Below are 19,540 nucleotides of genomic sequence, written 5' to 3' on the forward strand. Positions count from 1 at the left end.
AAGGAACCTATTGTGACTGCCCCCGTTTACCTGGACTGCGACACCGGCATCGACGACGCCCTCGCCCTGGCCTACCTGCTCGCCTCTCCGCTCGCTTCCGTGGTGGGCATCGGGACGGTCAGCGGGAATGTGAGTGCCGCGGTTGGTGCCCGGAATACTCTTGACCTGCTTTCGTTGGCCGGTGCCGCTTCTGTGCCGGTGGCCGTGGGTGCGCACGATCCGCTTGCTGGTTCGTTTGGCGGCGGGGCGCCGTGGGTGCACGGGGAGAATGGTGTGGGGGAGGTTGTGTTGGCGCCTTCTACTGCTTCTGTTGTTGCGGAGTCTGCGGCGGAGATGCTGGTGCGGCTGGCCCACTCTTATCCCGGTACGTTGCGGGTGGTGGCGATTGGGCCGCTGACCAACATTGCCGAGGCGTTGCGGCTGGAGCCCGCGCTGCCGTCGTTGGTGGAGTCGGTGACCGTGATGGGCGGGGCCGCGCTGGCGCCGGGGAACATCACGCCCGTGGCAGAGGCGAACATCTGGCACGACCCCGAGGCCGCCGCCCTGGTGCTGGCCGCCGACTGGGACGTGACCCTAGTGCCGCTGGACGTGACCATGGCGTCTGTTCTGGAGGAGCCGCACCGGCAGGAGTTGCTTTCTTCTGCTGCGCCGGTGCCGCGGGCGCTGGGGGAGATGCTGGGCTACTACTTCCGCTTCTACGAGGGCATCTACGGCCGGCCCTGCTCAGCGATGCACGATCCGCTGGCGGCGGCGCTCGCTGTTGGTGCTGTTAAGCCGGCTCTGGCGCCCGTGGTGCGCGCCGCCGTCGACACCTCCAACGGACCCGGCCGTGGGCAGACCGTGTGCGACATGCGCGGGCTGTACGCGGGGTACCCTCCGGTGTCCGGGGCACGGTGCCGTGTGGTCCTCTCACTGGAGGAGGACTTCGCCCCGCACCTGGTGGAGACGCTGCTGGGCCACTTTGAAGGCACGACGGCGGCACTCGCCTCGGCGGGATCGGTCGCTTGATGCGCCCCGTCGGGCATGACAGCCCACACTCGGACGATCGGGATGCCTTAATTGGGAGTTGACGCCGAGTTCGCCCCTTCAGCAGAATCCGCCAGCGGTAGCATGAGGCAGCGGTAGTCCATTCTCCTCTTGAGCACGGAAACCTTCGGCGACGGAAAACCTGCGTCCCGTAGTTCCTGCGCCTTCCATCCCGCGCCCTTGGCCTTTTTGAAGGACTCTATGTAGCGGCGTCTTGCTTGATACAACACGCGCTCGGCGTCGTGCATGGCATTGAAGGCTTCGAGGACGTTGGAAGCGAACTCGAGTTGTTGCTCTGAATGGCGCTGATTGGTCTGTCGGAGGAATTCCAGCGGGTCCTTGCTATTCATGACTCATCGTATCGATCGGCGCCAGCGACGGACCAGAGTCGAAATTTGGGGCCGCAATCCGACCGCAGGAACCGAAACGGCGGGACGTAATCCTCCCGCCGTTTCGATCTTGTCCAGGTCAGCTCTGCGACCCGATGACCGAATGGGCGATCAGCATGTCGAGCCGGCGAACGTCCACCTTCTTGCCGACCTTGATTTTGATATGACCAGCCCGGGTCCACAGTTCCAATTCGGCGTCGAGATCGAACTTGCCGGCGTTCTCGGAAGACCACATGTTGATAGCGGAGTACGGCAGTGAGTACACCTCCACCTTCTTGCCGGTGATGCCCTGGGCATCGCGGACAATCATGCGCTTGGTGGTGAAGATGGCGCTGTCCCGGAACGTCCTGTAAGCCGCAACCGGCTGCTCACCGGGGAGCATCAGCTCCATTACATCCTGTGGGATAGGACATTCCTCGATGAACGTCCACGTTGTTACTGCTGCTGCCTCCATAACGAGGCCCCTCTTCCTTGGTTCAAGAACCCGCCCAGTCTCTCAAACTCCGTGTCATCGACGTTCAGGCGCGCTGAGGCTTGGGGGCGGGACTGGAACTGCTGCATCACCGACAGGTGCCCGGCCCGGGCAGCGATAAGGCACTTGGCCAGGTAAAACGGGATCTGCGACGAAGAGTCCGGCTCAGGGAATTCCTGAGGCGCGCCTGAAGGGGCACAACGGCCCCGCCCCTTCAGGCTTCGCCTTAGTTCTTGGATATTGAGGTCAGCTCCGCAACCGTAGGTACGTCCACCCAGGCGCCCTTGTCTGCCGAAGTGACAATGGAGTCGTCGATGAGTGCTGTCTGGTAGCCATCGGCAAAGTTCGGGCTCACGGTGCCGCCTTCGGTGATGGCTTTGAAGAAGTCGTGTGCCTCGATAATCTTCGTTTCGCCGTAGCCGATTCCCAGGGCGGGGATCGGCCAGAGCCCTTCACCGTAGGGATGAGCCGGGCCGGTGTAGACGGTGCGGAATCCACGCCGATCGTTTTGGTCGGAGGCGAAGCAGACCTGCAGTTCGTCGCGCCGTTCGTAGTTGAAGACGATGCTGCCTTCGGTGCCGTGGATTTCGAAGGTGATGAAGTTGTTCCGGCCGTACGCGTTGCGGGTGGCCTCGATGGAGCCGACCGCGCCGTTGGCGAAACGGACCATGGTCATCACCTCGTCGTCCACGTCAACCTCCCCGCGGGGCCCTTCGCCGCCGCGGACGTTGCCGAGGGCGTCCGCGCCCCCGGTCTGCAACGGACGTTCCGGGATCCAGGTTGAGAGGACCGAATTCACGGACGAGAATTCGCCAACGAGGTAGCGGGCCATGTCGACGACGTGGGTGGCGATGTCGCCGAGGGCGCCGGAGCCGGCGATGTTTTTTTGGAAGCGCCAGGACAGGGGGGAGTTGGGGTCGGCAGACCAGTCCTGGAGGTAGGTACCGCGGAAGTTGAGGACTCGACCGATCGCGCCTTCCTCAATGTACTTCTTGGCCAGGGCGACGGCGGGTGTGCGGCGGTAGTTGAAGGCGACCATGTGCACGATGTTGGCATCCTGGACAGCGTCGTACATGGCCTTGGATTCCTCTAAGGTGCGGGCGAGGGGCTTTTCGCAGATGATGTGCTTGCCGGCCTGTGCCGCGGCGATGGCGATCTCGGCGTGCAGGTGGTTTGGTGTGGCGATGTCGACGACGTCGATCGCAGGGTCATCGATGATCGCGCGCCAGTCGGAGGTGGAATTCTCGAAGCCGAAGCGGCGGGCTGCCTCGGCGGCGAGTTGGTCATTGGCTTCGGCGATGGTGTGGCGCACGGGGAGGGCCGGGGCGGGCCAGAAAAGCATGGGCATGGCGGAGTATGCCAGCGAGTGTGCCTTGCCCATGAAGCCGCCTCCGATGAGGCCGACGTTAAGATTCTTCATGATCGTGTTCCTTTTCGGAATGGAGGGGTTAGGGGAGGAGTTCTTCGAGGTACTTGCGGCTGATTTCGGCCGCGGCCCGGGGGTCCCCGCCGTACTCGTCGAGCTCGACCATGAGCCAGCTGTCGTAGCCGCTTTCCTTGATGGCCTGGATGATGTCGGGGAAGTCCAGCTCGCCCTGCCCCAGGGGCAGGAAGGACAAGGTTTCCTTGTGCAGGTCTTTGAGGTGGACGTGATGGATCCGGTCCCGGTATTTGCGGATCGTGGCTGCTGGGTCGGCACCGCCTGCGGCAAGGTGGGCGGTGTCCGGGCAAAAGCCGATCCTGGTGAGCGGCATGATGCGGTCCAGCTCGGCCGGGTTCTCCACGATGGTTCCCAAATGGGGGTGGTAGCTGGCGGACAGCCCTGCTGCCTCGGCGATGTCGGTGACGGTGTCCAGAGCCTTGCCGAGCCGCTGGTAGTCCTGGTCGGTGGTGCCGGCGGCGCGGCGGGCGCCTCCGCCGACAACGAGGCGCTCGGCTCCGAATGTCGCGGCGAGCTCGGCGGCCTGTTGGATGCGGTGCAACTCGTCCGGGAGTATGTCTGCGTAAATGAAGTTGGCGCCGGTATAGACGCTGACAAGTGAGACGCCCGATTCAGCCATAATGCCGTGGAGCTGTTCCGGTTTGTCCTTATATTCGGCGAGGTTGCCGTCGAACATTTCCACGCCTTGGTAGCCGGCGGCGGCGATGTCCCTGACAGCGCCGTCCATCGACCCGTGAGTCAGGTAGAAGAGGTCTTTGACGCTGGTCACGCCAGCCGGGTGGCCAACGACGCCGCCCCAGGTGATGGTGCAGTATCCGAGTTTCATGGGGCTGCCTTTCAGAGGGAGGAAGGGCTTTACGTGAACGTTTACGAAATTGGGGGTCCGGACGGCAAGGCGTGCCTAGGCCGGAAACCTTTCGCCCCGCCGGCCGGACCAGAAAGGGGCAGGCAGTTACTTGCGTTGTTCGGCTGCAGCCTGCGCTTTGGCGTTGGCTTCCCGGACTTGGTCGGTCATGTCCGTATAGAACTCGTCCTGCGGGTCCTTGATGCCCCAGCCGCGGCCGAGGTTTTCGATATAGCCGCACCAGTGCCAGCCGATGATCCATGGCTCGGCCATCACCTTGGCGAGCCCGTTCGCGTAGTCCGCGCCGCGTTCGGCGTGCGTGCTCATGTCACTGGTCCGGTGGGGGTTCATGTCCGTGGGTACCCAGTTGCCGATGTCAGCGATGACCACGGGCTTACCGGTCAGCTCGTGCCAGCGGCGAAGGTCATCGATCATTGTCTTGTACTCCTCGTCGGACTTGCCGGTGAAGTACTGGACGGAGAGGACGTCCACGAAGGGGATCATCGCGCGCAGGGCCGCTTCCGGGATGCCTTTGTTGCCGTTGTAGCGGTCGCCAAGGATCAGGTGGTTGGGGTCATACCGGCGGATGGCCTCAGTGATGGTCTTGTAGTACTGGGTTGCGACGTCGAATAGCTTCTTGTCGTGTTCCTCTTGGGTGAGCCCGTCGAATCCGGGCCAGAACCTGCCAGCGGCGTGGGGCAGCCAGGCGGGGATGTCCACGAGGAAGTAGCCGATAAGATTTTGGCTGTTCTTGTGGTCGGAGACCATTCGTCGGGCGATCCAGTCCGCGTATTTCTGGAAGTCCTCGCCAAAGACGTCCCGGAAGGCAGGGTGGCCGTTCCAGTCCTCGATCTCTTGCACACGGATTTGCACGACGTAGGGCATGCCGGCGTCCAGCAGGTGTTGATCGGGCCAGGGCAGGGAGTGGCCGAGGTCTACGGGGTCACCGAACCAGTCCAGGGCCTCGCCCCAGCCGCCGCTGATGTACTGGGACGTCCAGCCGATCGTGTTGAAGTTAAGGTCGTGGAGGTCCCGGACGACGCCCTTCGCCCATGACTCCCGGGAGCCATATTTACGCTCGAAGATTTCCACGTTGTGCGGGTATCGAAGGTCGGTGTCATCGATGTGATTAAGGGCCAAGGAGACGAACGGCTTGCCCTCGGGGTCAACGAAGCTCCATGCGCCGTCAATGTTTTGGACTACCCGGAAGAAGCCGTTTTCCGGTGTTTCAATTGCTGACATTTCAATCGCTCCTTTGCGGGTTTTTGCTATTTCTTGCTGAGGGATACGGCGGCGATGATGATTGCGCCCTTGATGATTTGCTGCACTGAGGAATCGACGCCCATGAGGACCAAGCCATTGTTCATCATGCCGATGATCAGGGATCCGGCAAGGGCTCCAACGACAGTTCCCTTGCCGCCGAAGAGACTGACCCCACCCAGGATGACCGCGGCGATGACGTCCAGTTCCAGACCGACACCAACGTCCGGGCGGGCTGCGTGGGCAATGCCGGTGAACAGGAGGGAGGCCACGCCGACGAGGGCGCCGGTAATGACGAACGACAGAATCACGGTGCGGTGGGTCTTGACGCCGGTGAAGCGGGCGGCCTGGGGGTTGCCGCCGGTGGCGAAGACCCGAAGCCCAAAGACACTCTTGTGCAGGAGCAGGAAACCAAGCCCAACAATCACGATGGTCCAGACCACTGCGATGGGAACCCCGAGGATGCTGCTATCGCCAAAGATGCTGAAGTAGGGCCGGTTGGCGATCAGCACAGGACGGGTGTCCGTGATAAGCAAAGCGATACCACGGGCAACGCCAAGCATGCCCAAAGTGACCAGGAAACTGGGAATTCCCAGTTTCACCGTCAGGAAGCCATTGACGAATCCAAAGACGACACCGACTGCGATGGCAGCCAGAGCACCGAGTAGCCAGAAGTTCGATACGTGCTGGAGTGCCAGGGCGGAGGCCATACCGGACAAGGCGAACACGCTGCCAACCGAGAGGTCGATCTGGGCGTTGACAATGACGAGCGTGACTCCGACGGCAATGATGGACACGATTGCCGTCTGTCGGCCCACGTTGGCGAAGTTCTGGACGGTGAAGAAGACAGGCGAGGCAATGGAGAAGAAGAGCACCAGGCCCACGAGCGCGATGTACACAAAGTATTCGCGGATGAAGTCCAAGGGGGACCGGCTGCCCCATTGCGGCCGGGTAAGGCTGAAGCTATTGGTGATCGCGCTCATGGCTCTCACGAACCCTTTCATTGAGTCTTGAATAAATGTACTGATCTGTCATGTCGGGCGTGACCCTCTCCGGGTCGCTCATGGACGTGGACGTCATGAAGTAGATCTCATCGCACAGTTCCTGGAGTTCGACGAAGTCGGACGAAGCGACGATGATGGCTGCTCCTTCTTCGGCAAATCGGTGGATGACCCGGTAGATCTCTTGGCGGGCGCGGACATCCACGCCTTGGGTCGGTTCGTCCAGAAGCAGGAGGTGCATGCCGGGCTGCAGCCATTTGGCGAAGACGACTTTCTGCTGGTTGCCGCCGGACAATGTCTGGACCGGGCTGTCGACCGAGTTCGTCTTTACCTGCAGGGTCTCTACGAGGCCCTTGACCAGTGTCCGGGCGGCCCGGTTGTCGACGAGGCCGCCCTTGCGCAGGGACTTGTAGTGGGCCAGGGCGAGGTTTCGCTGGATAGAGTGCTGCATCACGAGGCCAGAGCGGTGCCGGTCCTCGGGCACGAGAGCGACTCCTGCGCTGAGAGCCTCCCATGGGTGCTTGAAACGGATTGTCCGGCCATTGAGCCTGATGTCCCCGGCGGTGCTGCGGCGCATGCCGCCGATCGTTTCCAGGAGCTCGGTGCGGCCGGTACCGATAAGGCCGGCGATGCCGACGATCCGCCCGGCCTCAGCGGTAAAGCTGATGTCCGAAAATCGGTCCCCTGCGAGGTCGGTTACCTGGAGTTTCGGGCCGCCGGAGGAGTTGGCCAGCAGCTCGGGGTGGGCGAACCGGTCAAACGCCTCCTTTGGCGGGCCGGGTTCCTGGGGTTCAGCGCCAGTGATTTCACGGACCAGCGAGCTCATCTCCAGATCGGCGACGTCAGCGGTCAGCACTCTCCTGCCGTCGCGGATGATGGTTACGCGGTCGGCCAGGTCGAAGACCTCCGTGAGCCGGTGGGTGACGTAGATGATACCCACGCCTGACTTCTGGATGTCGCGGATGCTCTTGAACAGCAGCAGTTGATCTGCCTTGGTCAGTGTCGAAGTCGGCTCATCCAGCACCAGGACACGGGCGTCCCGGTGGATGGCCTTGGCGATCTCCACAAGCTGTCGGGAGGCGACCGAGAGGTTCTCGACCAATTCCCCGGGCGGCAGGTGCAGCCCCAGCGAGTCGATGAGCTCCTTGGCTACGGCGTTCATCTTTTTCTTCTGCACCATCCCGAAGGCGTTGTGCAGTTCGTTGCCCAGAAAGATGTTCTGGGCAACCGAGAGCGACGGGACGAGGCTGAGCTCCTGGAAGACTGTCGCGATGTCCGACTGGACGCGTTCGCGCCCGTCCACCTCGACAGATCCTTCATCTTGGGGCTGGACGCCATCGAGGATCTTGATCAACGTTGATTTTCCGGCGCCGTTGGGGCCCAGCAGGGCGTGGACCTCGCCGGGACGCAAATCGAAATCGACGTCCTTCAACGCATAGACTCCGCTGAATGCCTTGCTGACGCCACGGGCGTGGAGCAGCGGCCTGCTGCTGACCTGTCCGCCACTGCCGACGTCCGTTGCGTCCGTAGCGGCGTTTATTCCTGTTTCTTCTACTGCTGTTTGCTTGCTGATGCTTGCCATGTCACTGTCCTCCGCAGAGTCCCGAGGAGCCGCAAGCGTCGAGGACTTCCTGTGGGGGTGCGGCATGGAAAATCTCCTCGTACTTCTCCAAGAGGTTTCCTGGCGTCACTGCGACGGCCGGGAGGGCGACCCACGCCGGAACTTTGTTGCCGATCAGGGCATGTGCGGCTGCTGTCGCCTCGGCGACTCCCTGGTTGTAGGGTTCCTGCGCACCAATGGCCTTGATGTAGCCGCCGCTGGCCATTTCTACGGCGACTTCGGTGCCGAGGTCGATCGTCGTGATCGGGACGTTCACGCCGGCGTTTCGGAGTGCGCCCACGGACTGCATGGCGGGCGAATCCCAGATGACAAACAGTCCGTTGACGTCCGGGTTTGCCGTCATGAAATTGGCTGCAGTGGGCCCGACGGCGTTGGTGTCCGTGAAGCCGACTTCCTTTAATTTCACGTCAGGCCGGTTCTCCTTGAACCATTCCTTAACCCGCTGTGTGCGCTGGTTCGTCGTGTAGAAATCAACAGCAAAGTCCACGATGCCGGCTGTACCGTTTTCCGGGATGAATTCCGACAGGCCGGCAGCGGCAATCTGGCCGTTGCCTTGGTTGTCCGGAGCGATCACTGCCTGGTAATCGGTGGGGTACGAGAGCCCGGAAGCAGGCATGTGGATGAAGACGAGTTTGATGCCGGCGGCCGCGACCTTCTTGTAGGTCTGGGCCGTGGCTACATCATCGGTGGGGATACTGATGATCAGGTCCGGTTTCTTGGTGATCAGGTTCTCGAGGTCTGCAATCTGCTGCTGGACCTTGAACTTTGCATCCGTGACGCCGACGACGTCAACGCCGAGTTCGCCAAGCGTCTTTTGAATACCTTGGATGGTCAGGCGAGACCAGTCGATGTCCATGGTGTTCATGGAGATGCCGACGGAGAATTTTCCCTCGGCCACCTTTTTCTTGTCTTCGTCGCTGAGCTTGAGGGTGGTGGCAAGGGCCGGTTCCTCCCCGTTCTTGCCCTTGCCAACGATTCCTGTGGGTGAGACGGACGCGGCATCGACTGTGACGGCGTCTTTGGATGTCGTGCTGCTGACGACGTCGCTGGAACATCCGGACAGCGAGATGGCGACCGCGGCGACCAACGCGGCCGTGGCGTAAAGCGTCTTACTGCGTGTCATTACAGTGGTCCTTCTGATGGCCAGGGAAGCCGGTGGGCGGACTTCAGCCTGAGGGATATGGGGTGGGTTAAGGGGAAAGAGGTCGCCGGTTGGCAGGGCATCGTTGTCTGGATCCCGGGTGTGCGCGGGGCAGCCGGGCGGCTGCCCCGCGCAGGTGTGGTGTTGTTACTCCTTGAAGAACTGAAGGTAGGCCTCTGCGAGAGCCTCTGGGTCCTCTTCTGCCAACTGGTGGCCCCACGGCAGGATGACGCCACGTACGTCCTCAGCAACTTCGCGCATCTGCCGCTCGTTGTCCGCCCCGATGAAGTACTCACTTCCCACAGCCAGGACCGGCATGGTGAGTTTGGTTTTTGCCGCCTCAAAGTTCTGCTCGGCGTCCTCGAGTGTCGCCCGGTAGATGGCAAACATGCTGCGCAGGCCCCCCGGCGAGGAGTAGCAGCGAACATACTCATCCAAGGCGTCCGGGGTGATGGCCTGCGGGTTGTGCGTTTCATGCTTGATGAAGTAGTTGAAGTACTCCCGTTCCTTGCCGGTAATCAGCAGCTCTGGGAAATCCGGCACGTTGTAGAAATTGATGTGCCAAAGCCAGACGTAGGTGCTGACATTTTCTTTGGTCAGGAATGAGTAGTCTTCGAGTCCAAAACCGGGGAGGATCATCTCCTGGTAAACGAGCTTCTTTACCCGCTGGGGGTACTGGGCGGCTACCTGATAGGCCGTGGAGGCTCCCCAGTCTTCTCCGACGAGATAGAAAGTCTCATATCCCAGGTGTGTAGCGAGCTGGGCGATGTCTTCGGCCATGTTCTTCATATCGAAGCCGCCCTGTGGGTGTTCCGAGTCGCCCAGGCCCCGGAGGTCCGGCGCGATGACGGTGTAGTAGGGGGTGAGCAGTGGGATCACCCGGCGCCAGTGATAGGAGGTCTTCGGCACGCCATGCAGCAGGAACAGAGGTTCACCTTCGCCCGCGATGGAGTAGTGAAGCCTGACTCCATTGACGAAAGCGCGTCCGTGCTTGGCAGGTACTCCGTTGTGGTCCTGAATGATTTCCATGATCTTTAGCTCCTTGTTCTTTCGGGTTTTTCTGATTGGCGGTGGGATTACGAGCAGCCGTCGGTTGACTTGCAGATTTCGGTGAGCTGGCTGGGGGGATCCTGGTGGTAGACCTGCTTCCAGGCGTCGAGGACGTTGTTCTGCAGAACCGGCACAGCCGGGAAAGCAAGCCAGTTGGGAGCGGTGCCGCCCAGAAGGACCTTTACTGCCATGTCGGCCTCGGCGAGCCCCTGGTCGTAAGGAACCTGGGCGCCGAGAGCTTTGATGTTCCCGCCGCTGGCAAGGTCGGCAGCCACATCAGAGGCTATGTTGACCGCGGTGATCGGCATCGTCTTGCCCTGAGCGCGCAGCGCCTGGTCAATTCCCACTGCCGGGACTTCCCACTCGGTGAACATTCCCTGGACATCCGGGTTGGCGGTAAGGAAGTTGCCGGCGTCCTTGCCGGAATTAGCCGGATCGAGGAACTCGGCAACCTTGATCTTGATGTCCGGGCGGTTCTGCTTCATCCAGTCAACGAAGCCCTTCATGCGTTCCTTCGTCACAAAGAAATCAACGCCGAAGTCGAGCACTCCCACCGTTCCGCCCTGGGGGATGTACTTGGCCAACGCCTCCGCACAAACAGCGCCGTTGCCCTGGTTATCCGAGGAGACCATGCCCTGATAGTCCTTCGGGTACTGAAGGCCAGTGGGGACATTGTCCATCATGATGAGCTTGATGCCGGCAGCGCCGATCTTGCGATAGGCCTCGGCCGTCGCTGTGTCGTCCACAGGGATGCTGATGATTGCGTCCGGCTTCAGCTGGATCATGTTCTCGATGCTGGACACTTGCTTTTGAACGTCGAAGTTCGGATCGGCAACCCCTATGACCTCTGCGTCATATGTTTTAAGCCGGTCCGTGATGGCGCGGACCTGCTCGGTGGACCACTCGATGTTCATGGTCTGCATGACGATGCCGACCCTGAACTTCTTCTGCTTGGCTTGGTTGACTTCGTCGGCGGTGAGCTTGATGTCGTCAAGAATCCCCGACTTTACGCCGTTAGGACCGAGGCCGACGATGTTTTTGGGCACCAGGTTTTCTGCTTTTACCTGGGCCAGCGGATTCTCAGCGCCATTGGGCGCACTCCCGGTCTCGGAGGCACACCCTGCCAGCAGTGATGCCATCGTGGCGAAGGCAACGGTCAAGACTGTTGCTGACCTTCTCATTTGTTATTTCCCTTCAGTTGGTCGACGTTGACCCCGGATGGTGCCCGTTTTTGGATACGGCTTTAGGAGGTGGTGTTGGGGGGTATTGGGTGAATGGGTGAAAACGGCTCAGGCGAGGGCAGTCGCCAGAGCAGGTGGCACCGGCGACAGGACGAGCCCGCCGGTGGCTGCTGCCGTGCGGATTGCGGCAGCCTTGTCAGAGGCGCGTAAGACGGCGTCAGCATGGAATCGGTCCAGGAAGAGGCCCAGAGAGCACGGTCCGTAGTGGGTTTTGACCCACTCCACCGCCTCGCCAGCTACTGTGCCCATGTCCCCCTGCAGCTCAACCGCGCTGCTGTCCACGGTCGTCATCGACACGGGCGTGCCTGAGGAGCCAACAGAGACAACCAGGCTTGCCCACAGGGCGTCGGCCTCGAAGACGCCGACGACTGCCGTGGAGCGTCGGGGGATGAAGACCTGGATGCCAAGCGCGACGTCTTCGCTTGTGCAGCCCGTCTCGGTGAGTAGTTCTTCGACGTGCGCCCAATGCTCTGCGCCCGGGTTGCGGAGTTCGACGTCGGAGCGGAGCGCGAGGACCTGCAGGATGTTTTCAGTCATTTCGCGCTCCTTCCTCTTCATCGAGGTTCTGTACCGTGATCGTTTACGGTGTAACTATCGTGAACGTTTACGAAGAGGGTGTCAAGGGTCACACCGCGAAATGTTTCAAGAAGTCAGAAGTTAGCTGCGCTGCTTAACGGCAGGGGCGGAACTCATCCTGACCACGAGTGTCGGCGGGCTTGGAGCGCGATCGACCACGCGGCCGTCGATTGCGCCCAGCAGAACTTCGATGCTCGCGTCCGCGAGAGCGCTGAAATCCTGCCGGACGGTCGTCAGCGGAGGCAGGAAGTAGTCCGATCCCTCGATATCGTCGAATCCAACGATGCTCACGTCCTCAGGGACACGCACACCTTTTTCAGCAAAGGCGCGGATTACCCCCAGGGCAGTGTGATCGCTGGCGGCGACAATAGCTTGGGGCACGTTGCCCTCCTGAACCAGCCGCAAGCCTGTCTCATAGGCCCATTTCGGGCTCCAGTCGCCCTCAAGACACAGTCCGGGGAGTAGGCCCGCGTCCCGTAGAGCCGCCTCCCAACCCCGCTTGCGGACTCGCCCATCAAACCAGTCCATGGAGCCTGCCAGATGAGCGATGTCGGTGTGACCAAGTTCGATAAGATGCTCGGTTGCCAATCGTGCCCCCAGCTCCTGGTTTCCGGAGTAAGTGAAGACATTTGGTGTCGACGAGGCCCCAGCAGCGATCATTTCGACCGGAACCCGGACGGAGGCGCTCCAGACCGCCGAGGCCATTGACACGATCGGCGCAATGACGATGATCCCGTCCACGCCGATGTCATCCAAGGTGTCGAGTGCCTTCTGCACGGAATCCTCGTAGGGCTCCTCGACTGTCACGACGGTAGTGGAGTAACCCTTCTTCCGGGCGGTGTTCTCGAGGGCCATCAGTGTGCCCACCGGTCCGAATCGCGGCGAGCCGTCCGTAAGAATGCCAATCGACGTCGATCGGCTGGTCACCAAGGTGGTAGCTGCCCGGTTGCGGCGATACCCGACGTCTTTGATGACTTGCAGCACGCGTTCACGGGTTCCCGCATTGACATCCGGCGCATCGTTAAGTACCCGCGACACGGTCCCGTAGGAGACGCCTGCAAGCCGTGCAACATCGGTGATTTTCGGCTTGCGGGGCGAAGATGACCTAGACGGTCTTGCCTCGCCGTCTTGTTGCCTCACTACTCCTGCCACAGACCCTCTCCTCTCTGGCCATCGATCCACATGGGAAGGCTGGCTGCGTAGCCAAGCCTACCGACTCACGGACTGCAAGCCGCGATGATTGGTATCTGAACCATCAGAAATGAGCACAAAAGCGAGCAGCAAAAGGCTGACGTTCGCATCACCGCCGCCACCGGCTGCGCATGCTCTGTAAGGTGTTCCACGTCTTCCAGGACGGCCATTTAGGGGTGGTCGCAGGCGAAATGGACTGCCCTAAGGTACGCGTCGCGTGTGCTGGGACGGACGTCCGGAAAGTCCTACGGCGCCGCTCGACGACATGCGAGTCCTACCGCGGCCTGTACGCGGGGTACCCGGAGGTGAAGGGGGCGCGGTGCCGCGTGGTCCTCTCGCTGGAGGAGGACTTCGCCCCGCACCTGGTGGAGACGCTGCTGACCTTTTTTGAAGGCACGACGGCGGGCCTCGCCTCGGTGGGATCGGTCGCCTCGGGCTGAGCCTCACCAGTTGCCGTTTGATGCTTCGGTCGCTGCTGGACTGTTTCCACTTGGACTCCGCCAACGGCGGGACTTAAGGCACTGTCGCTCTGAACGGGTGCCGCTCGATCATGGACCTCACGACAATTGGGGAAAGATGTCGATCACAGCCAATTCGCATCCGGGATTCCTTGCAAGGTCCTGGAACCACCTGGACCTCTTCAAGGTGGGGACAGACAACAACATCTACAGCACCTGGTGGCACGATACATCCGGCTGGGCGCCCTGGTTCGTGATCTCCGGAGGAACCGCCTCGCCGGGAAGCACGGTCACAGCCATCTCCCGCATCAGCGATCACATGGATGTCTTCGCAGTCGGCGCAGACGGAAAGGCCATCAGCTGCTGGTGGGACAAAGGGGCAGGCTGGGCCAGTTGGTTCCCTGTGTCGGTCAGCTAGAACGCGGGCCAGTCCGTTCCGTCGCCGGACGTACTGGGACGGCACCAGGACCGGGTCCGACGGCGCAGGTCCAGCAGCTTCGCCCGGCTGGGGCCAACCTGGCTGAGGCTGATCTGGCACTCGTCCGGCCGGGGGAGCCGGCCCGGCTGTTTGTTGAGCGTGGCAAGCAAGGTGCTGCCGCCGTCGCCCCTGATCTCCAGGGGCACGGCGGCGCCCTTGCCGACGCCGATACGCATATGGCTCACGGGTCTCGCGAAAGAGCCCCGGCCGGTGGCCAGGGCTCTTCGTGGGATCGGAAAGAGGAAAGACAGCTATGTGTGCTGTGACTCGTTCCTCATCGCCCGCGCCGACTAGTTGTTGATAATGCGAACTGGACCGGTCGCGGCATCGCAGACGGTTACCGCGTTGCCGGTGGCATCCACTGCTTCGCCGAGAACCGCGATCGAGCCGATGTCCGCGACATCGCAGAGATTTGCTGCGACACTGGCGGCCACATTCACGTCAACAGCATCCTCGACGGTGATGTCGCCGACAGTGACACTCACGAGGCCATCATTCAATGTGTTGTTGTTTGCCGCCTGTGAAGGTCCGGCAACGGCGCCCATCAGGAACAGGCTTCCAGCGGCTGCGACGGTGGCTTTCTTAAGAACTGACATAGTTTCGCTCCCTTGATATCGGCCCTCGTACCCCTATCCGGCAGTCCATTAGTAGCTCTTGGGCTGCTGAATGCCGCGCTGATGCATGGCGCAGGGGACGGGCGTCTCTGTGGTTGCTTCTTCTGGCATCCGCCGGTTCGGCGGGGGAAGGCGGTTCAACCGGATCGGCGCCCAAATGTCGCTGCAGTCGAGATGGGCATTAGGCCTTGGGAAGGCCCGCGGTTGAACATCTGTGTTGCACTTCCATTAACGACCCTAAAGCTAAGCATGCTTAGCAGTCAAGGGGAACCGTTTCATGGTGGGCATGGTCATGCCGCTGCACGCCGGCGCCCCCGGCAAGGTATTCCTGGCCTTCGACCCGGGCGCTTGGGATGCCTTGGACGAGCAGGGGCTCGAGGGCTTCACGCCCGATACGCCGGTGTCCCTGGAGACGCTGCGGGAGCAGGCTGCCGTTGCCCGCGAACAGGGGTATTTCGCAGCCTTCGGGGAGCGCAGCAAGGACGTGGGCTCCATCAGCGCGCCGGTCTTCGACCACGCGGGACGGCTTGCATGCGCCATTGGCCTGGGGTTCCCTACCCAGCGGATCGGGCCCGCAGATGTTGAGCGGCTGGGGCCGGTGGTAGCCCGGGCGGGGCTGGAGGCCAGCCGTGCACTGGGGTACGACAGCAGCCAAGCCGCCGGGTAAACGCGCAGGAGTCGTCCGGAATCGATTAGGCGTGCATCCGCAACCGGTGTAAAGGTGGACGGATGAATGCCGACATCAACTTCTACTTCGACCCGGTCTGTCCCTTTGCGTGGATGACCAGCAAGTGGGTGCGCATGGTGCAGGCGCAGCGCGGGTACACCGTGGACTGGCGCTTCATTTCCTTGCGTCAGATTAACGCCGCGGTCGACTATGACGCCCATTTCCCGCCTGAATACGAGGCCGGACACACGGCCGGGCTCCGGCTTCTGCGCGTGGCGGCAAGGACCCGTTCAGAGCATGGTCGCGAGTCGGTTGCGCGGCTGTATGAGGCATTCGGGACTCACATCTTCGAAGCTGCCCCGGGCACCGACAACCTGCCCACCGAGCTCGCGGTGCGTGAGCGGCGCGGGACGCGCGGGTTTGTGGAGCCCATCCTCGCGGAGGCCGGCCTGCCCCTGCAGCTGGCGGAAGGCCTGGACGACGAGTCCTGGGACCGGGAGATCCGGCAGGAGACGGATGAGGCGCTGGGGCTGACGGGCAAGGATGTGGGCACGCCCATCATCCATTTCGAGCCGCCCGCCGGGGTGGCCTTCTTCGGACCGGTGATCAGCCGGCTTCCGGACGAAGAGTCGGCGGGCGAGCTGTGGGACCACGTGGTGGGCCTCTCACGCTTCCCTGGATTCGCCGAACTGAAGCGAAGCCTGCGTGAGCAGCCGCAGCTGCCCGCCCTCGGAGTCACCGCCGGTACCGTCGGCCGGCAGGAGGACTGGCACGGCGGCAGCCGGCGGCAGAAGAAGTGACCCCCAGTTAAGAAGTGACCCCAGTAAGGATGGACCCATGAACCAGAGCAGCACCCGCACATACCAGGAGTCCGTTACGGTCCAGGCATCGGCCGAGACGGTCTACGACTTGGTCTCCGACATCACCCGGACCGGCGAGTGGAGCCCGGTCTGTACATCGTGCTGGTGGGACGACGAGAACAGCGCCGGCCAGGTCGGTGCCTGGTTCACCGGACGCAACGAGCTGCCCCACCGGACCTGGGAGACCCGGTCGCAGGTGGTGGCCGCCGAGCGAGGCCGCGAGTTTGCCTGGGTGGTGGGCGGCAAGTTCGTCCGCTGGAGCTTCACCATCGCTCCGGCTGAGGCCGGGACGATACTCACCGAGTCGTGGGAATTCCTTCCGGACGGGATCGCCATGTTCGAGGAGAAGTTCGGTGACCAGGCCCCGGAACAGATCGCTGACCGAACCCAGCAGGCGCTCCACGGCATCCCGGTGACGCTCGCCGCGATCAAGGAGATCGCGGAGTCCGTCGCCGCGCAGCAGGAGGTCCGGTCCTAGGACTGGAACTGCTGCATCACGGACCCGGTCCTGCCCGGTGAGGGGTTATGCCTAGGGGCGGACGGGCGTGGCCGCTTCTTCTCCTAAAACGGTTGTCCAGGGGCGGGCGGTCCACGACGTCACGACGCCGGCGGTCACATAGGGGTCTGCAGCCGCGAAAGCCTGTGCAGCTTCGAGCGGGTTCTCGCCGGTGAAGATCAGCAGGCCTTTGAACGGTCCCTCGCCAATGGCCCCGCCCAGCAGGAGCTCGCCGCGTTCGACTGCTTCCCACCCCGCCTTGAGGTGGTCTGCGCGGTACTTTTCGCGGGTTTCGAGGTAGTTGTCTTCGTAGGTGTACTCGAGCACGGCATGCATGGGGATCCGTCCGTTTCATTGAGGGTTTCCTTCGTTGTAGAAACAGCCTACCCGGCAGGACTTAGCCAGAAACCGAAGCCACCCCAACCTGTACCCCCGCGTCGCGGAACTTCTGCACCTGCCCGGGTCGGCGCCGTCGTCCTTTTCCCCTGGCTGCGTCAGCCGTGCCTGGTCAGCCCTCCGGCAGGAGGTGGGCGGCCATCGTCCGCGCCGTGAAGCGCCCGAAGCGATCGGCGCTCCAGCCGCGCTTGAGGACGAGGGTCTCGTAGAGCTCGGCAGAGGTGCTCATGAAGAACACATCGGCCACCTCCTCCGGCGTCAGGCCTGGCCGCAGGAATCCCCGCCCGAGCACGTGGCGCGCATTGTGCAGCATCCGCTGATACCGTTCGCCGTCCACGTCGCGCAGGAGTGCGGCCATGTCATGGTCCCCGCCTGCCGCGGCATCCCTGATGAGGAGGTAGATGGGCGAGCCCAGCGGGCTGACCTCGGAAATGAACCGGCCGAACTGCTCCATGAGTTCGCGGGGGTCCGTGACCGTGTCCTGCGCGCGGTCCGACCGCTCCTCCGCCGGGGTGCCCCCGGCTCCCAGCAGGCTCTGCTCGTAAATGGCACGGACGAGCCCGGGCTTGCCGCCGAACGCCTTGTACACCAGCTCTTTGGAAACAGCGGCCGCGCTCGCAATGGCGGCGATGGTGGTCCGGCCGTAGCCGTTGGCCAGGAACAGCGCCCGGGCTTGGGCGAGCACCCGCTTCCTGGACTCCTCGGCCGCCTCCTGCCGGCGCCGCGAGTCATAGCTGCGGGGGCGAGGCTGGGTGCCGTTGACCGCCTGTCCCATCGGGCTTAAACTCCTTGTATCAGTTTAATACAGCTAACTGTATCAAATTCAGCGTACCAGCCTCTCCGCCTCCCGCGACGGAAACTAAGGAGCAGATCATGGACGCTTCAGGAATCGAGCGCGTCCCCGAAGGCCCGGTCCGGCGCATGCTAGCCGCGGCCAACCGCCATGACCTTGAGGCCATGGTGTCCGAGTTCGCCGAGGACTACCGGAACACCACTCCCGTGCACCCGGCCCGCAGCTTCACCGGGTCCGCCCAGGTCCGGAAGAACTGGACGGCACTGTTCGCCGGCCTGCCGGACCTCACCCTCACCGTCCACGACGCGGCAACCGGCCCGGACGGCAAAGTCTGGATGGAATGGAGCAACCGCGGCACCCGGCCGGACGGATCCGTGCAGCGCGCCGCAGGGGTGTCCATCCTCACCGTCCGCGACGACAAAATCGCAGCAGCCCAGTTCTACCTTGAACCCCTGGACCAGGACTCCGGCGACGTAAACCAGGCCGTCCACGAGGCCGCCTATGGGGCAGCCGGGGGTGACCGGTCATGATCCTCGTCGTCGGCGGCACGGGCCGCCTTGGCCGCGCCGTGGTTCCGCTGCTGGTGCAGGCCGGCCACCGGGTCCGCGTCATGGCCCGCGGCGCTTCCCAGCCCTTCGCCACGGCGGTGGGCGACGGCGTCGAACTATTCCGCGGGGACCTCGGGTCCGAACCGGACTGCCGGAGAGCGGTGGAAGGCTGCACTGCGGTGGTGTTCGCGGCCTCGGGGTTCGGACTCAAGGACTCCGGCCCGCGCGAGGTGGACCGCGACGGCGCCATCCGGCTGGTCCGCGCTGCGGCAGCCGACGGAGTACAGCACGTGGTGATGATGTCCATGCATGGCGCAGCGCCCGACGGGCCCATTGAATACCTGCGCTGCAAGGCCGCGGCCGAGGAAGCGGTCCGCTTGTCCGGCATGGACTGGACCGTGATCCGGATAGGGGCACTCCTGGAACAGCGGCTCGAGAACTTGACGGCCCCGTTCGCGTCGAAAGGCAAGATACCTGTCTTCGGCTCCGGATCCGCCCCGGTGACTTTTACATCGGTCCAGGACGCGGCCTCCGTGGTGCTCCGCGCCGTCCGCGACCCGGCACTGCGGAACCGCGTCATCGAATGGGGCTCGCAGACCCTCACCGGAAACCAGCTGGCGGAGGCTGTGCTTGCCCGGGTGGGCCATGGCTCGGTCCAACGGATCCCGGCCGCTGCCTTGCGGCTGCTGTCCGTGGCTGCCCGGCCGTTCTCACCGTTCCTTGCCCGCGTGGCAGGGGCCGGGGTCTGGGAAGAATCCGGAGCTGTCGCTTTCGACTTTGGTCCCGGGCGAGCCGAGTTTCCCGACATCCCGATCACCGAGCTGCAGCAGGTCCTTGAGGCGTCGGTCGTCCCGGGATCTTCGGCATAGGGATGGTCAAAAGCGCGACGTGATGCGGCTTACCCGCCAACCGCCGCCACCTCAACCGTGACCCCCGCCTCCCGGAACTTCTGCACCTGGGCGGGGTCGGCGCCGTCG

24 protein-coding genes are annotated in these 19,540 nt (G+C 62.9%); 8 read left to right on the forward strand and 16 right to left on the reverse strand.

What is annotated here, in order from left to right:
• Positions 1 to 12 precede the first annotated feature (12 nt).
• Complete coding sequence (locus AC3IMC_RS06090; protein ID WP_490917502.1) at positions 13 to 1,008, forward strand: nucleoside hydrolase; 996 nt, start codon at positions 13 to 15, stop codon at positions 1,006 to 1,008.
• 47 nt (positions 1,009 to 1,055) lie between these two features.
• Here AC3IMC_RS06090 and AC3IMC_RS06095 read toward each other — a convergent pair whose 3' ends face one another.
• The 12 genes from AC3IMC_RS06095 to AC3IMC_RS06150 form a co-directional block, all read right to left on the reverse strand.
• Complete coding sequence (locus AC3IMC_RS06095; RefSeq protein WP_490917503.1) at positions 1,056 to 1,376, reverse strand: hypothetical protein; 321 nt, start codon at positions 1,374 to 1,376, stop codon at positions 1,056 to 1,058.
• Positions 1,377 to 1,494: 118 nt separating this feature from the next.
• Positions 1,495 to 1,869, reverse strand: a complete 375-nt coding sequence (locus AC3IMC_RS06100; RefSeq protein WP_490917504.1) for a PH domain-containing protein — start codon at positions 1,867 to 1,869, stop codon at positions 1,495 to 1,497.
• A 244-nt stretch (positions 1,870 to 2,113) separates the two neighbouring features.
• Positions 2,114 to 3,307, reverse strand: a complete 1,194-nt coding sequence (locus AC3IMC_RS06105) for a levoglucosan dehydrogenase (RefSeq protein WP_490917505.1) — start codon at positions 3,305 to 3,307, stop codon at positions 2,114 to 2,116.
• Positions 3,308 to 3,335: 28 nt separating this feature from the next.
• Positions 3,336 to 4,154 carry a sugar phosphate isomerase/epimerase family protein gene (locus AC3IMC_RS06110; protein WP_490917506.1) on the reverse strand — a complete coding sequence of 273 codons (819 nt, stop codon included), beginning with the start codon at positions 4,152 to 4,154 and terminating at the stop codon, positions 3,336 to 3,338.
• Between the two features lie 126 nt (positions 4,155 to 4,280).
• Entirely contained in the window at positions 4,281 to 5,414 is a 1,134-nt protein-coding gene (locus AC3IMC_RS06115; RefSeq protein ID WP_490917507.1) for a glycoside hydrolase 5 family protein, read from the reverse strand.
• A 26-nt stretch (positions 5,415 to 5,440) separates the two neighbouring features.
• Positions 5,441 to 6,415 (reverse strand): ABC transporter permease, encoded by a 975-nt coding sequence (locus tag AC3IMC_RS06120; protein ID WP_490917508.1) that lies wholly within the window; start codon positions 6,413 to 6,415, stop codon positions 5,441 to 5,443.
• Positions 6,396 to 8,015, reverse strand: coding sequence for a sugar ABC transporter ATP-binding protein (locus AC3IMC_RS06125; RefSeq protein ID WP_490917509.1), 1,620 nt, complete (start codon positions 8,013 to 8,015; stop codon positions 6,396 to 6,398). Before AC3IMC_RS06125 ends, AC3IMC_RS06120 begins: the two co-directional genes overlap by 20 nt.
• 1 nt (position 8,016) lies before the next feature.
• Positions 8,017 to 9,177 (reverse strand): substrate-binding domain-containing protein, encoded by a 1,161-nt coding sequence (locus AC3IMC_RS06130; RefSeq protein WP_490917510.1) that lies wholly within the window; start codon positions 9,175 to 9,177, stop codon positions 8,017 to 8,019.
• 165 nt (positions 9,178 to 9,342) lie between these two features.
• Positions 9,343 to 10,224 carry an alpha/beta fold hydrolase gene (locus tag AC3IMC_RS06135; protein WP_461855532.1) on the reverse strand — a complete coding sequence of 294 codons (882 nt, stop codon included), beginning with the start codon at positions 10,222 to 10,224 and terminating at the stop codon, positions 9,343 to 9,345.
• 47 nt (positions 10,225 to 10,271) lie between these two features.
• A complete protein-coding gene (locus AC3IMC_RS06140) occupies positions 10,272 to 11,426 on the reverse strand; it encodes a substrate-binding domain-containing protein (protein WP_490917511.1) in 1,155 nt (384 codons plus the stop codon).
• A 108-nt stretch (positions 11,427 to 11,534) separates the two neighbouring features.
• Positions 11,535 to 12,023, reverse strand: coding sequence for a hypothetical protein (locus tag AC3IMC_RS06145; protein WP_490917512.1), 489 nt, complete (start codon positions 12,021 to 12,023; stop codon positions 11,535 to 11,537).
• A 120-nt stretch (positions 12,024 to 12,143) separates the two neighbouring features.
• Positions 12,144 to 13,202, reverse strand: a complete 1,059-nt coding sequence (locus AC3IMC_RS06150) for a LacI family DNA-binding transcriptional regulator (RefSeq protein WP_490917513.1) — start codon at positions 13,200 to 13,202, stop codon at positions 12,144 to 12,146.
• Between the two features lie 194 nt (positions 13,203 to 13,396).
• Between AC3IMC_RS06150 and AC3IMC_RS06155 the strand changes: the two genes are divergently transcribed.
• Positions 13,397 to 13,693: a hypothetical protein gene (locus tag AC3IMC_RS06155; protein WP_490917514.1), complete on the forward strand. Its 297-nt coding sequence runs from the start codon at positions 13,397 to 13,399 to the stop codon at positions 13,691 to 13,693.
• 97 nt (positions 13,694 to 13,790) lie between these two features.
• A complete protein-coding gene (locus AC3IMC_RS06160; protein WP_490917515.1) occupies positions 13,791 to 14,129 on the forward strand; it encodes a DUF8189 domain-containing protein in 339 nt (112 codons plus the stop codon).
• Here AC3IMC_RS06160 and AC3IMC_RS06165 read toward each other — a convergent pair.
• Positions 14,126 to 14,374 carry a hypothetical protein gene (locus AC3IMC_RS06165; protein ID WP_490917516.1) on the reverse strand — a complete coding sequence of 83 codons (249 nt, stop codon included), beginning with the start codon at positions 14,372 to 14,374 and terminating at the stop codon, positions 14,126 to 14,128. The genes AC3IMC_RS06160 and AC3IMC_RS06165 overlap by 4 nt on opposite strands.
• Before the next feature lie 105 nt (positions 14,375 to 14,479).
• Positions 14,480 to 14,785, reverse strand: coding sequence for a hypothetical protein (locus AC3IMC_RS06170; protein WP_142031125.1), 306 nt, complete (start codon positions 14,783 to 14,785; stop codon positions 14,480 to 14,482).
• 295 nt (positions 14,786 to 15,080) lie between these two features.
• On the opposite strand from AC3IMC_RS06170, the gene AC3IMC_RS06175 reads away from it, so the two are divergent.
• The 3 genes from AC3IMC_RS06175 to AC3IMC_RS06185 all read left to right on the forward strand — a co-directional run bounded on the left by AC3IMC_RS06175 (position 15,081) and on the right by AC3IMC_RS06185 (position 16,808).
• Complete coding sequence (locus AC3IMC_RS06175) at positions 15,081 to 15,470, forward strand: IclR family transcriptional regulator (protein WP_490917517.1); 390 nt, start codon at positions 15,081 to 15,083, stop codon at positions 15,468 to 15,470.
• A 62-nt stretch (positions 15,471 to 15,532) separates the two neighbouring features.
• The gene (locus AC3IMC_RS06180) at positions 15,533 to 16,270 is read left to right on the forward strand and encodes a mycothiol-dependent nitroreductase Rv2466c family protein (protein WP_490917518.1); all 738 of its coding nucleotides are present in this window, start codon (positions 15,533 to 15,535) and stop codon (positions 16,268 to 16,270) included.
• Positions 16,271 to 16,307: 37 nt separating this feature from the next.
• Positions 16,308 to 16,808, forward strand: a complete 501-nt coding sequence (locus AC3IMC_RS06185; protein ID WP_490917519.1) for an SRPBCC family protein — start codon at positions 16,308 to 16,310, stop codon at positions 16,806 to 16,808.
• Positions 16,809 to 16,859: 51 nt separating this feature from the next.
• Here AC3IMC_RS06185 and AC3IMC_RS06190 read toward each other — a convergent pair whose 3' ends face one another.
• Positions 16,860 to 17,162, reverse strand: coding sequence for a YciI-like protein (locus tag AC3IMC_RS06190; RefSeq protein ID WP_490917520.1), 303 nt, complete (start codon positions 17,160 to 17,162; stop codon positions 16,860 to 16,862).
• A gap of 172 nt (positions 17,163 to 17,334) precedes the next feature.
• Positions 17,335 to 17,997, reverse strand: coding sequence for a TetR/AcrR family transcriptional regulator (locus AC3IMC_RS06195; RefSeq protein WP_490917521.1), 663 nt, complete (start codon positions 17,995 to 17,997; stop codon positions 17,335 to 17,337).
• Between the two features lie 98 nt (positions 17,998 to 18,095).
• Between AC3IMC_RS06195 and AC3IMC_RS06200 the strand changes: the two genes are divergently transcribed.
• Both AC3IMC_RS06200 and AC3IMC_RS06205 read left to right on the forward strand, forming a co-directional pair.
• Positions 18,096 to 18,545: a nuclear transport factor 2 family protein gene (locus AC3IMC_RS06200; RefSeq protein ID WP_490917522.1), complete on the forward strand. Its 450-nt coding sequence runs from the start codon at positions 18,096 to 18,098 to the stop codon at positions 18,543 to 18,545.
• Positions 18,542 to 19,432 carry an SDR family oxidoreductase gene (locus AC3IMC_RS06205; protein ID WP_490917523.1) on the forward strand — a complete coding sequence of 297 codons (891 nt, stop codon included), beginning with the start codon at positions 18,542 to 18,544 and terminating at the stop codon, positions 19,430 to 19,432. Before AC3IMC_RS06200 ends, AC3IMC_RS06205 begins: the two co-directional genes overlap by 4 nt.
• Positions 19,433 to 19,540 lie beyond the last annotated feature (108 nt).

Source organism: Arthrobacter sp. E70, assembly GCF_058266945.1.

Excerpts from the sequence above, each read along its gene's own strand:
- AC3IMC_RS06110 (WP_490917506.1), bottom strand. The coding sequence starts at position 4,154 with ATGAAACTCGGATACTGCACCATCACCTGGGGCGGCGTCGTTGGCCAC.
- AC3IMC_RS06185 (WP_490917519.1), top strand. The coding sequence starts at position 16,308 with ATGAACCAGAGCAGCACCCGCACATACCAGGAGTCCGTTACGGTCCAG.
- AC3IMC_RS06120 (WP_490917508.1), bottom strand. The coding sequence starts at position 6,415 with ATGAGCGCGATCACCAATAGCTTCAGCCTTACCCGGCCGCAATGGGGC.
- AC3IMC_RS06170 (WP_142031125.1), bottom strand. The coding sequence starts at position 14,785 with ATGTCAGTTCTTAAGAAAGCCACCGTCGCAGCCGCTGGAAGCCTGTTC.
- AC3IMC_RS06175 (WP_490917517.1), top strand. The coding sequence starts at position 15,081 with ATGGTGGGCATGGTCATGCCGCTGCACGCCGGCGCCCCCGGCAAGGTA.
- AC3IMC_RS06190 (WP_490917520.1), bottom strand. The coding sequence starts at position 17,162 with ATGCATGCCGTGCTCGAGTACACCTACGAAGACAACTACCTCGAAACC.
- AC3IMC_RS06195 (WP_490917521.1), bottom strand. The coding sequence starts at position 17,997 with ATGGGACAGGCGGTCAACGGCACCCAGCCTCGCCCCCGCAGCTATGAC.
- AC3IMC_RS06115 (WP_490917507.1), bottom strand. The coding sequence starts at position 5,414 with ATGTCAGCAATTGAAACACCGGAAAACGGCTTCTTCCGGGTAGTCCAA.
- AC3IMC_RS06105 (WP_490917505.1), bottom strand. The coding sequence starts at position 3,307 with ATGAAGAATCTTAACGTCGGCCTCATCGGAGGCGGCTTCATGGGCAAG.
- AC3IMC_RS06095 (WP_490917503.1), bottom strand. The coding sequence starts at position 1,376 with ATGAATAGCAAGGACCCGCTGGAATTCCTCCGACAGACCAATCAGCGC.
- AC3IMC_RS06100 (WP_490917504.1), bottom strand. The coding sequence starts at position 1,869 with ATGGAGGCAGCAGCAGTAACAACGTGGACGTTCATCGAGGAATGTCCT.
- AC3IMC_RS06135 (WP_461855532.1), bottom strand. The coding sequence starts at position 10,224 with ATGGAAATCATTCAGGACCACAACGGAGTACCTGCCAAGCACGGACGC.
- AC3IMC_RS06125 (WP_490917509.1), bottom strand. The coding sequence starts at position 8,015 with ATGGCAAGCATCAGCAAGCAAACAGCAGTAGAAGAAACAGGAATAAAC.
- AC3IMC_RS06130 (WP_490917510.1), bottom strand. The coding sequence starts at position 9,177 with ATGACACGCAGTAAGACGCTTTACGCCACGGCCGCGTTGGTCGCCGCG.
- AC3IMC_RS06205 (WP_490917523.1), top strand. The coding sequence starts at position 18,542 with ATGATCCTCGTCGTCGGCGGCACGGGCCGCCTTGGCCGCGCCGTGGTT.
- AC3IMC_RS06145 (WP_490917512.1), bottom strand. The coding sequence starts at position 12,023 with ATGACTGAAAACATCCTGCAGGTCCTCGCGCTCCGCTCCGACGTCGAA.
- AC3IMC_RS06180 (WP_490917518.1), top strand. The coding sequence starts at position 15,533 with ATGAATGCCGACATCAACTTCTACTTCGACCCGGTCTGTCCCTTTGCG.
- AC3IMC_RS06140 (WP_490917511.1), bottom strand. The coding sequence starts at position 11,426 with ATGAGAAGGTCAGCAACAGTCTTGACCGTTGCCTTCGCCACGATGGCA.
- AC3IMC_RS06200 (WP_490917522.1), top strand. The coding sequence starts at position 18,096 with ATGGACGCTTCAGGAATCGAGCGCGTCCCCGAAGGCCCGGTCCGGCGC.